The organism is Amycolatopsis sp. NPDC004625, assembly GCF_040609695.1.
Classification (GTDB): Bacteria; Actinomycetota; Actinomycetes; order Mycobacteriales; family Pseudonocardiaceae; genus Amycolatopsis.
In genome coordinates, this window is sequence record NZ_JBEXKX010000081.1 from 17,303 (window position 1) to 28,704 (window position 11,402).

The following is an 11,402-nucleotide window of genomic DNA, read 5'->3' on the forward strand; positions in this document are numbered from 1 at the left end:
CGGGACTGGAGCCGAGCGCGACTTCCTGCGGGAGGGAGAAAACAGCCCAGGCCCGCGGGGGCGCCCCCCGTCTCCAGCGTATCGGCCGCCCCCGACGGAAAACGGCCGCCGAGGGATCGCGTCCGGCCGGTTGTCCACAACTCGGCCCGCCTGTGGAGCCTTCAGCTCCCGACGCTCAGCGGGCCGGTCCACGCACCCCGGACACGGCGAAGGCCGCCCCCACGAGGGAGGCGGCCTTCGAACAGCGAAAATCAAGCCACCGTGAGCCGGTTCTCGAACGTCTCCACCAGCTTGCGCCAAGCGCTCTGCTCCGCGTCGAACGGCGCCGACGGCTCGAGCCGCGTCGGGTCCGGCCGCAGCACGAACGACACCAGCCAGCCCAGGCTTTCGTTCGATGCCAGGGCCGTCTCCGCCGAGTCGTCGCCCGCCCAGTCCGCCGCGTCCGTGATCAGCTCGACCGCCAGCTCCAGCTGGGTCGGGTCGAGCGCCTCCGGGCCCTCCGCGATGTCCGCGTCCAGGCCCGTCAGCACGTACGTGTTCTCCGGGTCGACCTCGATCTCGAGCTCGCCCGCCGTCGCCTTCGCCAGGACCTCGTCCCACGTGGACACGTCCGCGAGGTCGGTGTCCGCCAGGTCCTTGCCGTCCGCCAGGGCGCGGGCGAGCGCGCCCGACGACGTGAACACGTCGATCTCGCCTTCGCTGCCCAGGAACACCGGGGTGTCCTCGAGGTAGCAGCGCAGCGTGTAGTACTCCGCGCCGGACGTGATGATCTTGATCGGGTCGATGCCGACCTCGGCCCAGAAGCCGACCGGGCCCTCGTCCTCTTCGTCGTCGTCCGAAGAGGAAACGTCCAGAGCTTCGAGGTCCTCTTCGCCCTCGGCGCCGGCCTCGGCTTCCGCGGACTCCTCGTGGAACGCCGCCAGCTCCTCGGCCGTCTGCTCCAGCACCTTCTCGTCGACCTCCGGCTGGGTCACCAGGCCGTCGATCGCGTCGAGCACGGTGTCCCACTTCTGCGACACCGTCTCGGACAGGTCGTTCCACACCTGCACCCCGACGCTCCCGGTGAACGGGAGCGTGCCCTGGTCGAGCAGCGAGAAGCCCTCGGTCGAGTCCAGGATCTCGTGGACCTCTTCGAGGTCGCACACGTCGGCGAGCGACCGCACGATGCCGACGATCTCCGCCAGCTCCGCGATGTGCCAGACGTCCGGCTCCTCGGCGACCAGCTCCGGCACGCCGACGAGGTCGTACGTGTGGTCCTCGTCCGGGATCAGCTCCGGCACGTTCAGCGACGGCACCGCGTCCCACGCCGGGTGGTCGAGCAGGTCGTGCCGCTCGGACGTGCGGACGAAAGCGGCCAGGTGAGCGGCGTCGGGGAAGGCGTACAGGTCGTCCTCGTCGCCGAGGAACGCTTCCCACTCCTCGCCGTCTTCCCGCCAGCGCGGCGCCCACAGGGTGACGACGTCGCCCTGCGGCAGCCCGAGTTCGATCGGGATGATGTCCTGTGCCATTCCTAAGCCCTCCGGATTACCGCCCGTGTGCGCGCGAGACCGGAAGTATGCTCCAGGCCGTGCGCGGTACCGCGAAGCCTACGGGTTTCGCACCCGCGATGCGATCGCCCCTGCCGACTTTGCGCTGAGCGGATGAGACGATGGGGGCCTGATGACTCTCACCGACCTCCTGCCCGCGGATCCCGACCCCGACGCGCTCTTCGAAGCCTTCTCGACCTGGACGGCCGAACGGGGCCTCGAGCTGTACCCGGCGCAGGAGGAGGCGGTGATCGAGGTCGTCTCCGGGGCGAACGTCATCCTGTCGACGCCAACCGGGTCCGGGAAGAGCCTCGTCGCCGTCGGCGCGCACTTCACCGCGCTCGCCCAGGGCCGCCGCAGCTACTACACCGCGCCCATCAAAGCCCTGGTCTCGGAGAAGTTCTTCCAGCTCATCGACATTTTCGGCGCGGACAACGTCGGGATGATGACCGGCGACTCCAGCGTCAACCCGGATGCCCCGATCATCTGCTGCACGGCTGAAATCCTGGCGAACATCGCGTTGCGGTTCGGAGCGGACGCCCCGGTCGGGCAGGTCGTGGCCGACGAGTTCCACTTCTACTCCGAGCCCGACCGCGGCTGGGCGTGGCAGGTGCCGCTGCTGGAGCTGCCGAACGCCCAGTTCGTCCTGATGTCGGCGACCCTGGGCGACGTGTCCTTCTTCGAGAAGGACCTCGCCCGGCGCACCGGACGGCCGACGGCGGTGGTCACGTCGGCGCAGCGCCCGGTGCCGCTGACCTTCCGGTACGCGCTGACGCCGCTGCACGAAACCATGTCCGAGCTGCTCAACGGCGGCCAGGCGCCGGTCTACGTCGTGCACTTCTCGCAGGCCGCGGCCATCGAGCGGGCGCAGACGCTGATGAGCATCAACGTCACGACGAAGGCCGAAAAGGAGGCCATCGCCGAGCTGATCGGCGACTTCCGGTTCTCCGCCGGCTTCGGCAAGACGCTGTCGCGGCTGGTCCGCCACGGCATCGGCGTCCACCACGCCGGCATGCTGCCCAAGTACCGCCGATTGGTCGAGACCTTGGCCCAGTCCGGGCTGCTCAAGGTGATCTGCGGGACCGACACCCTCGGCGTCGGCATCAACGTGCCGATCCGGACGGTCGTGTTCTCCGCCCTGACCAAGTACGACGGCGTCCGCCAGCGCCACCTCAAGGCGCGCGAGTTCCACCAGATCGCCGGCCGGGCCGGGCGCGCGGGCTACGACACCGACGGCTACGTCGTCGTGCAGGCGCCCGACCACGTCGTCGAGAACGCGAAGGCGCTGGAGAAGGCGGGCGACGACCCGAAGAAGAAAAAGAAGATCGTCCGGAAGAAGGCGCCCGAGGGGTTCGTCAACTGGACCGAGAGCACGTTCGACCGGCTCATCGCGGCCGACCCCGAGCCGCTGACGTCCAGCTTCAAGGTGACGCACTCGATGCTGCTGAACGTGATTTCGCGGCCGGGCAACGCGTTCGACTCGATGCGGCACCTCCTGGAGGACAACCACGAGGACCGCGCGTCGCAGCGCAAGCTGATCCTGCGCGCCATCGCGATCTACCGCGCGCTGCTCGCCGCCGGCGTCGTCGAACGACTGTCCGAACCGGACGAGCAGGGCCGGATCATCCGGCTCACCGTCGACCTGCAGTTCGATTTCGCGCTCAACCAGCCCCTTTCGCCGTTCGCGCTGGCGGCCATCGAGCTGTTCGAACTCGAGTCGCCGAGCTACGCGCTCGACGTCGTGTCCACTGTGGAATCCACTGTGGACAACCCGCGGCCGGTGCTGTCGCAGCAGCAGTTCAAGGCGCGCGGCGAGGCCGTCAACGCGATGAAGGCCGAGGGCATCGAGTACGACGAGCGGATGGAGCTGCTCGAGAACGTCACGTACCCGAAGCCGCTGGAAGAGCTGCTGCAGGGCGCGTTCCACAGCTACCGGCAGGGGCACCCGTGGGTCGCCGACTACGAGCTGTCGCCGAAGTCCGTGGTGCGCGACATGTACGAGCGCGCGATGAACTTCGTCGAGTACGTCGGCTTCTACCAGCTCGCGCGGTCGGAAGGGCTGGTGCTGCGGTACCTCGCCGACGTCTACGACGCGCTGCGCCACACGGTGCCGGACGAGGCGAAGACCGAGCCACTGCAGGACCTCATCGAGTGGCTCGGCGAGCTGGTCCGCCAAGTCGACTCCAGCCTGCTGGACGAGTGGGAGGCGCTGCGCCACCCGACCGAGGAGGGCCCGGTGTCGACGCGGCCGCCGTCCGAGCCGCCGGCGGTCACGCGCAACGAGCGCGCGTTCCGCGTCCTGGTCCGCAACGAGCTGTTCCGCCGGGTCGAGCTGTTCGGGCGCCGGGCGTGGTTCCCGCTCGGCGAGCTGGACGCGGAGTCGGGCTGGGACGCCGAGGCGTGGCAGGGAGCCATCGAGGACTACTTCGAGGAGTACGACGAGCTCGGCACCGGCCCGGACGCGCGCGGGCCGGCGTTGCTGCTGATCGAGCAGCTGCCGGACGTCTGGAAGGTGCGGCAGATCTTCGACGACCCGGCCGGCGACCACGACTGGGGCATCAGCGCCGAGGTCGATTTGGCCGCGTCGGACGAGGCCGGGACGGCGGTCGTGCGCGTGACGGGCGTCGGCGCGCACTGATTGTTGCGATTTCCTGACTGGTCAGTCATCGTGAGCGCATGGTGGCGACAGTGCGGGAGCACCGGATCGGCGACGTGCGCTGGACGATCGTCAGCGGCCCCCGCGAAGCCGCTTTCCGCGCACTGGGCGCGTATGCGGCGGCCGACATCCGGACCGTCCTGGCGGGACTGCCGTCGTGGCCGGTCACCGCACGCGCCCGGCGGTCGCCGCTGCTGTTCCGGGCGATCGAATCGGCGTCGCAGGTGGAGCACCCGGAGGCGTACGCCGAGCTGACGGCGCTGGCGGCGGGCGCGGACGTGCCGTTCGACGACCTCCTGCTCGCCAACCTGCGCGGCGACCTCGGCGCGGGCGACGGAACGGGCTGCACGGACCTGGCGTGGGCGCCGTCGTTGCTCGGCCACAACGAGGACGGCGCCCCGGTGTTCGACGGAATCGGCCGGCTGCTGACGCTGCTGATCGACGGCGAGCCGGGGGTGTGCGTCTGGTGGTACCCGGGGTTCCTGCCGGCGAACACGTTCACGCTGACGACGAACGGCCTGGTGTGGGGGATCGACAGCGTCAACGTGGTGACGCCGTCGCCCTGCGCGGGCCGGCACTTCGTGGCGCGCGCGGCCCAACGGGCTGCTTCCCTGACGGCGGCGGTGTCGGTGCTGCGCGCCCACGGGTCGGCGGGCGGGTTCGCGTACACGATGGGCCAGGTCGGATCGCCGGGGGTGACGGTGGTCGAGAAGGCGGGCCACGAAACGGCGGTGACCACTGTGGACAGCGGATATGCGTGGCACACCAACCACTTCCGGCGGCTCTCGCCTTCGTTGGATTCGCCTTCGGAGGAGAGCTTGGCCCGGGCGGAGGTGTGCGCGCACCTGGCACCGTCGTCCCCGGACGCGAAGTGGCTGGTGTCGGCGTTGACGGGTGGGGTGTACCGGAACGCGGAGGGCGGGGACGAGCTGCTGACGTTGAGCACGGTGGTGGCGGATCTGGCGTCGGGGATGGTGACGGTGGTGCCGCGGGGAGGGGAGCCGCTGTGCGCCTTGGCGGCTGATCTGGCGTCGGGCAACGTCGACGCGGTGCGCTGAAGACTCATCCCAGCGGCGCGAGGATCGCCTGCGCGTCTTCCCCGGCGAACCACAACCTGATCGCGAACGCCGCCGTAGCCTCCAGCAACGCCGCCTCGGAAAGGCCACCGGCGCGCACCGGCCGCGCGCCGATGTCGCGGACCAGCGTGCTCACCGCCTCGACCGCCGCCGGGTCGTCGCCGCACAGGGGGACCGACAGTGGGCGGCCGTTGAATGTCGGCGAAGGCTGCCGTTTCGCGCCAGGTTCCGGTGGCCGCGCCGAGGCGTGTGGCCAGCGGGCCAGGAGCGGAACGGCCGCTCAGCATCAGCTCGTGGCCCGCGCGCGCCCACTGCGTGCCGAGTGCGTCCGCCATCCCGCCCGTGCCGAAGATCCCGATCCGCATGCGTCCTCCTTGTGTTTGGCTGGTACCAGTACGACGGTAGGGACCCGGGAAGGAACCGAACGGTAACCATGGACTTCCTCGCCGACTGCCGGACGCGGCTCGCGTTCGACCTCGTCGCCAACACGTGGAACCCGGCCGTGGTCTGGGCCCTGCGCCACGGTCCGCGGCGGCACGTCGACCTCCGGCGGGAGAGCAGGAAAGATCCCGGCGTAGAGCTGGACGAACGTCAGGGCGAACTCGGTCAGGAGCCGAGGCGTTCGGCCATCGCGGGCGCGCCCGACGCCATCAGGACGACGAGGGCGAGGGCCTGGCTCATCCAGGCGACCGAGTTTTCACGGCTCCAGGCTCGCCGGGCGGCGGAGCGGGCACATCGGGCGCGACCCGGGTTTCGTCCCCGACCCGGACCGTGCCGGGGTGCACCGGGTGGAGTACCGCGCGAGCCGGGGCGTAAGCCTGCGGAGGTACGCCGGACTCGTGTGCCTGGAGGGGTATCTCGCGTGATCAGCGGGGCATGACGGGGTTCTTCGTGGCCAGGGTCAGGAGGGGGACGGCTGCGGCGGCGTCGGTGATCAGGGTCGAGACCATGCCGGAGCGGAGGACCGCGTCCACCGCCGCGGCTTTCGGGCGGCTGTAGCCCAGGGCGATCACCTCCGGGACAGCCATCAGCTCCTCGTGGCTGATCGCCAGGACGTGGTGCGCCAACCCGGTGGAGAGAGCGTTGCCCGAGGCGTCGAAGAGGCGCGCCGCAACCTCCGCCGTCGCGCCGCGCGCGGCGATCGCCGCGCGCTCGGCCTCGTCCAAGGCGTCGTACACCGTCGACTCGCCCGGCTGCCACGCGCCGATGCTGACCACCGCCTTCGTCAAGAACCGGAACTGGCCGAACGTCTCCGCGATCCCCGGCTGACGTCGCAGCGTCTCCGTCGTGCGGCGGTCCGGTAGCACCAAAGGCCCGAAGATCGGGTACGCGTCGCCGCCGGACACCGATGTCACGCGGCTGACCGTTTCCACCGAGCGGCCGCGCATGTCCATCCCGGCCTGCACCCCGCACAGCTGGACGATCGGACAGCGCGGCAGCGACCGGACCGCCTCCGTCATCGCGTTCACCGACCGCGCCCACGACAGCCCGATCACGTCGGACGGGGCCGCGATCTCCTCCAGCAGCCGCGCCGCCAGCGCGCCGATCTTGGCGCGGACGACCTCCTTCGGCTCGCGCTCGGTTGAGCGTTCGAGCACCAGCGCCCGCTTCAGGCCGTACGCCGAGCGCACCTCGTCCGACAGCACCAGGTCGACCGGCGCCGGCAGCGAGAACTCCACTCTGACCAGGCCGGACTCCATGGCCGTGTCGAGCATTCGTGCCACCTTGAAGCGGCTGACGCCGAACTCGTCGGCGATCTCCAGCTTGGAGCGTCCCTGCACGTAGAAGCGCCGGGCGACGGTGGCGAGCAGCATCGCTTCAGTGAGCGAAGCGCCCTTACGAGAAGCGCTCATTTGAGCATAATAGCGCGAAATCCAGCCGAAAGGTTGACGTAATACCGACGTCAGACCTGTAATGCCTTCACATGTTCTCGACGCGATAGGTCAACGTTGCTCATATGAGCGCGAGGAAGGGGCAAGGCATGCGTGCCGCCATCGTCGACCGGCCCGGTGAGATCAGGGTCGGCGAGGTGCCCGATCCGAAACCCGGGGAACGTCAGGTCGTCGTCAAGGTCGGAGCGTGCGGCATCTGCGGCACCGACCTGCACATCGCGGACGGGCACTTCCCGCCCACCCCGTACCCCATCGTCCCCGGCCACGAGTTCGCCGGGGAGATCGTCGAGCTCGGCGCGGACGTGCCGGGCGAGTGGAAGGTCGGCGACCGGGTGGCCGTCGACCCGTCCCTGTTCTGCGGCTACTGCGGCCCGTGCCGCGCCGGCCACGGCAACCTCTGCGCGAACTGGGGCGCCACCGGCGATACCGTCAACGGCGCTTTCGCCGAGTACGTCGCCGTCCCGTCGTCCACCTGCTACCGGATGCCCGACACGATGACCTGGGAGCAGGGCGCGCTGGTCGAGCCGGTTTCCTGTGCCGTGCACGGTGTCCGGCGCGTCGGCGTCGAAGCCGGCGAACGCTTCCTCGTCGTCGGCGCCGGGACCATGGGCCTGATCATGCAGCAGCTGCTGCAGCGCTCCGGCGCGCAGGTCACGGTGGTCGACCGCAACGAAGCCCGGCTGCCGCGCGCGAAGAGCCTCGGCGCCGTCGCGACCGCTGCCGATACCAAGGACCTCAACGACGAGAAGTTCGACGTCGCCGTCGACTGCACCGGCGCCGCGCCCGCCATCGAAGCCGCCTTCGACTCGATCCGGCGCGGCGGACGGCTGCTCGTCTTCGGCGTCGCCCCGGCCGAAGCGCGCGTCGCGCTTTCGCCGTTCCGCATCTACAACGACGAGATCACCATCGTCGGCTCGATGGCCGTGCTGCACAGCTTCGGCGCCGCGCTCGACCTCGTGGCGAACGGCGCGATCGACACGGACGCGCTGCTCACCGACACCCTGCCGCTGGAGCAGTACCCCGACGCGCTGGCCAAGATGCGCAGCGGCTCGGGCCTCAAGGTGCAAGTCCTCCCGGGAGGCGGCCGTGCGTAAGCTGCTGACGCTGCTGGCGACGACGTCGTTGCTGGTCACGGGCTGCGCGGGAGCCGGCTCGATCGGCACTGGTAACTCGACGCTCGTCATCGCGATCGTGTCCAACCCGCAGATGAAGGACGCCATCTCCCTCGCGCCGGAGTTCGAGAAGGCCACCGGCATCAACCTCAAGTTCGTTTCGCTGCCGGAAAACCAGGCCCGCGCGAAGATCACCGCGTCGACCGCCACCGAGGGCGGCGAGTTCGACGTCGTCATGATCAGCAACTACGAGGCCCCCCAGTGGGCGGCCAACGGCTGGCTCGAGAACCTCGAACCGCACATGGCGGCCACCCCCGGCTACGACGAGGCCGACTTCATCCCGAGCATCAAGACGTCGCTGTCGTACCAGAACCAGATGTACGCGGTGCCGTTCTACGGCGAATCGTCGTTCCTGGCCTACCGCAAGGACCTCTTCGAGAAGGCCGGGCTCACCATGCCGGCCAAGCCGACCTGGCCGCAGATCGCCGACTTCGCCGCGAAGCTCGACGACAAGGCGGCCGGTGTTGCCGGAATCTGCCTGCGCGGCAAGCCCGGCTGGGGCGAGAGCCTCGCGCCGTTCACCACCGTGGCCAACACGTTCGGCGCCCAGTGGTTCGACAAGGACTGGAACGCCAAGCTGACGTCGCCGGAGTTCACGCAGGCCGCGAACTTCTACGTCAACCTGATCCGCGAGCACGGCGAAGTCGGCGCCTCCAGCGCCGGGTTCTCCGAGTGCGGCACGCGCTACACGCAGGGCAACGCGGCGATGTGGTACGACGCGACGGTCATGGCGGGCACCAACGAGGACCCGTCCAGCAGCAAGATCGTCGGCAAGTCCGGCTACGCACCCGCGCCGGTCGTCAGGACGCAGGCCAGCGGCTGGCTCTACACCTGGGCGCTCGGCATCCCGAAGGTGGCCAAGGACAAGAACGCGGCCTGGAAGTTCATGGCCTGGATGACCGACAAGGCGTACGTGCAGAAGGTCGGCCACACCTACGGCTGGAACCGCGTCCCGCCGGGCGTCCGGCAGTCGACGTACGCGATCCCCGAGTACGCCGACGCGGCGAAGGCGTACGCGAAGCCGACGCTGGACGGCATCGCGGACGCGAACCAGCAGAAGGTGATGGCGAGCCCGGCGCCCTACCCCGGCATCCAGTTCGTCGGCATCCCCGAGTTCCAGGACCTGGGCACCCGGGTGAGCCAGCAGCTGTCGGCCGCGATCGCCGGCCGCGAATCCGTCGAAGACGCGCTGAAGCAGTCCCAGGACTACGCGCAAACCGTGGGCGACTCCTACAAGGCGGTGCAGTGATGTCCACGCTCTCCGTATCCACCCCCACCTCACAGACGAAGGCGAAGGTCGAGGAGAAGCGCGGCCTGAGCACCGCGGCCAAGCGGCGGCTGCCGCTGCTGCCCGCGCTGATCTTCGTCATCGCGGTGACGCAGCTGCCGTTCCTGCTCACCGTGTTCTACTCGTTCCAGTCGTGGAACCTGGTCCGGCCCGGCTCACGGCACTTCGTCGGCCTGCAGAACTACGTCGACGTCTTCAGCGACACGACGTTCCTGGTCGCGCTGCTCAACACCGTCGTGCTGACCGTGGTCTGCGTGTTCGTCGCGCTGCTGCTCGGCCTCGGTCTGGCCATCCTGCTGGACCGCAAGTTCCTCGGCCGCGGCATCGTCCGGACGCTGCTGATCACGCCGTTCCTGATCCTGCCGGCGGCCGGCGCGCTGCTGTGGAAGACGACGATGTTCGACCCGACGTACGGGCTGCTGCATTTCGTCTTCGGCACCGACGTCGACTGGCTTTCGGAGTTCCCGCTGGCGTCGGTGATGGCCCAGATCGTGTGGCAGTGGACGCCGTTCATGATGCTGCTCATTCTGGCGGGCCTGCAGAGCCAGGCCAAGGACGTCCTCGAAGCGGCCAATGTGGACGGTGCCGGCCGCTGGCGGACGTTCGTCTCGATCACGCTGCCGCACCTGTCCCGGTTCCTGCAGCTGGCGACGTTGCTGGGCGCGATCTACATCGTGAACAGCTTCGACGCGATCTTCCTGATGACCCAGGGCGGTCCGGGCACGGCCAGCACCAACCTGCCGTACTACATCTACCAGCGCGCGTTCGAGGGCTTCGACGTCGGCCAGTCGTCGGCGATGGGCGTGATCGTGGTGATCCTGACGATGATCGTCGCGACGTTCGCGCTGCGCCTGATGTTCCGGACCTTCTCGGTGAGCGGAGGGATCAAGTGACCACGGTTGCGCCCCGCAAGCGGGCCTACGGCAAGGGGTCGCTGACCGTCGCGACCTGGGTGATCGCGATCCTGTTCGTCTTCCCGCTGCTGTGGATGATCCTGACGGCGTTCAAGCAGGAGGCGGACGCCTACACCGACCCGCCGAAGCTGTTCTTCACCCCGACGTTCCAGCAGCTCGGCAACGTCCTGAGCGGCGGGTTCCTGCCGTACCTGTCGAACTCGGCGTTTGTCACGATCCTGTCGACGGCCCTGGTGCTGCTCTTCGGCGTCCCGGCGGCGTATGCGCTGTCGCTGGCACCGGTGAAGGGCACGTCGAACGCGCTCGGCTTCTTTCTGTCGACGAAGATGCTCCCGATCGTGGCGGCGATCATCCCGTTGTACGTGATCTCGCAGAACACCGAGCTGCTCGACACGGTGTGGGCGCTGGTCATCCTGTACACGTCGATGAACCTGCCGCTGGCCATCTGGATGATGCGGTCGTTCTTCCTGGAAGTGCCGCACGAGATGATCGAGGCGGGCCGCATCGACGGCGCGAACCTGCCGACGCTGCTGCGCAAGATCATCATGCCGGTGGTCGCACCCGGAATCGCGGCGACGGCGCTGATCTGCGTGATCTTTTCGTGGACGGAGTTCTTCTACGCGGTCAACCTGACGGCGGCCCGGGCCGGGACGGTGCCGGTGTTCCTGGTCGGCTTCATCACGAGCGAGGGTCTGTACTGGGCCCAGCTGTCGGCGGCGGCACTGCTGGCGTCACTGCCGGTGATGATCGTGGGGTGGATCGCGCAGAACCACCTGGTCCGCGGCCTCTCGATGGGCGCGGTCAAGTAGGGACCCTCCGGCTGGGTAGGTGGCTGGGTCGTCGTGAGTGAGAAACAGTGTTCTAACACTGTTTCTCAC

Annotated in this window: 9 protein-coding genes and 1 pseudogene; 7 read left to right on the forward strand and 3 right to left on the reverse strand. The window is 69.1% G+C overall.

The genetic code is table 11. The features are described from left to right. Positions 1-251: 251 nt before the first annotated feature. Positions 252-1,508, reverse strand: a complete 1,257-nt coding sequence (locus ABZW17_RS44165; protein ID WP_354828178.1) for a primosomal protein — start codon at positions 1,506-1,508, stop codon at positions 252-254. 151 nt (positions 1,509-1,659) lie between these two features. Between ABZW17_RS44165 and ABZW17_RS44170 the strand changes: the two genes are divergently transcribed. Both ABZW17_RS44170 and ABZW17_RS44175 read left to right on the forward strand, forming a co-directional pair. Next, entirely contained in the window at positions 1,660-4,164 is a 2,505-nt protein-coding gene (locus ABZW17_RS44170; protein ID WP_354828180.1) for a DUF3516 domain-containing protein, read from the forward strand. Positions 4,165-4,202: 38 nt separating this feature from the next. Next, complete coding sequence (locus ABZW17_RS44175) at positions 4,203-5,240, forward strand: C45 family peptidase (protein ID WP_354828183.1); 1,038 nt, start codon at positions 4,203-4,205, stop codon at positions 5,238-5,240. Positions 5,241-5,244: 4 nt separating this feature from the next. Here the strand turns inward: ABZW17_RS44175 and ABZW17_RS44180 are convergent, their stop codons facing one another. Beyond that, the gene (locus ABZW17_RS44180; RefSeq protein WP_354828186.1) at positions 5,245-5,394 is read right to left on the reverse strand and encodes a hypothetical protein; all 150 of its coding nucleotides are present in this window, start codon (positions 5,392-5,394) and stop codon (positions 5,245-5,247) included. A 297-nt stretch (positions 5,395-5,691) separates the two neighbouring features. Between ABZW17_RS44180 and ABZW17_RS44185 the strand changes: the two are divergent. Then, positions 5,692-5,811: pseudogene (locus tag ABZW17_RS44185) on the forward strand (transcriptional regulator); the annotation flags it as partial. A 313-nt stretch (positions 5,812-6,124) separates the two neighbouring features. Here the strand turns inward: ABZW17_RS44185 and ABZW17_RS44190 are convergent. Further along, on the reverse strand, positions 6,125-7,111 hold the full coding sequence (locus ABZW17_RS44190) for a sugar-binding domain-containing protein (RefSeq protein WP_354828188.1): 987 nt from the start codon (positions 7,109-7,111) through the stop codon (positions 6,125-6,127). A 128-nt stretch (positions 7,112-7,239) separates the two neighbouring features. Between ABZW17_RS44190 and ABZW17_RS44195 the strand changes: the two genes are divergently transcribed. From ABZW17_RS44195 to ABZW17_RS44210, 4 genes are read left to right on the forward strand one after another with little or no spacing between them, the layout of a single operon-like run. Beyond that, positions 7,240-8,244: a zinc-dependent alcohol dehydrogenase family protein gene (locus ABZW17_RS44195; RefSeq protein WP_354828191.1), complete on the forward strand. Its 1,005-nt coding sequence runs from the start codon at positions 7,240-7,242 to the stop codon at positions 8,242-8,244. Then, complete coding sequence (locus ABZW17_RS44200) at positions 8,237-9,571, forward strand: sugar ABC transporter substrate-binding protein (RefSeq protein ID WP_354828193.1); 1,335 nt, start codon at positions 8,237-8,239, stop codon at positions 9,569-9,571. Before ABZW17_RS44195 ends, ABZW17_RS44200 begins: the two co-directional genes overlap by 8 nt. Continuing rightward, a complete protein-coding gene (locus tag ABZW17_RS44205; protein WP_354828196.1) occupies positions 9,571-10,503 on the forward strand; it encodes a sugar ABC transporter permease in 933 nt (310 codons plus the stop codon). The genes ABZW17_RS44200 and ABZW17_RS44205 overlap by 1 nt, the downstream gene beginning before the upstream one ends. Next, positions 10,500-11,333 (forward strand): carbohydrate ABC transporter permease, encoded by an 834-nt coding sequence (locus tag ABZW17_RS44210; protein ID WP_354828199.1) that lies wholly within the window; start codon positions 10,500-10,502, stop codon positions 11,331-11,333. Before ABZW17_RS44205 ends, ABZW17_RS44210 begins: the two co-directional genes overlap by 4 nt. The last annotated feature ends 69 nt before the right edge of the window (positions 11,334-11,402 follow it).

Coding starts and splice junctions, on each gene's coding strand:
- ABZW17_RS44195 (WP_354828191.1), top strand. CDS start 7,240: ATGCGTGCCGCCATCGTCGACCGGCCCGGTGAGATCAGGGTCGGCGAG.
- ABZW17_RS44190 (WP_354828188.1), bottom strand. CDS start 7,111: ATGAGCGCTTCTCGTAAGGGCGCTTCGCTCACTGAAGCGATGCTGCTC.
- ABZW17_RS44165 (WP_354828178.1), bottom strand. CDS start 1,508: ATGGCACAGGACATCATCCCGATCGAACTCGGGCTGCCGCAGGGCGAC.
- ABZW17_RS44170 (WP_354828180.1), top strand. CDS start 1,660: ATGACTCTCACCGACCTCCTGCCCGCGGATCCCGACCCCGACGCGCTC.
- ABZW17_RS44175 (WP_354828183.1), top strand. CDS start 4,203: ATGGTGGCGACAGTGCGGGAGCACCGGATCGGCGACGTGCGCTGGACG.
- ABZW17_RS44205 (WP_354828196.1), top strand. CDS start 9,571: ATGTCCACGCTCTCCGTATCCACCCCCACCTCACAGACGAAGGCGAAG.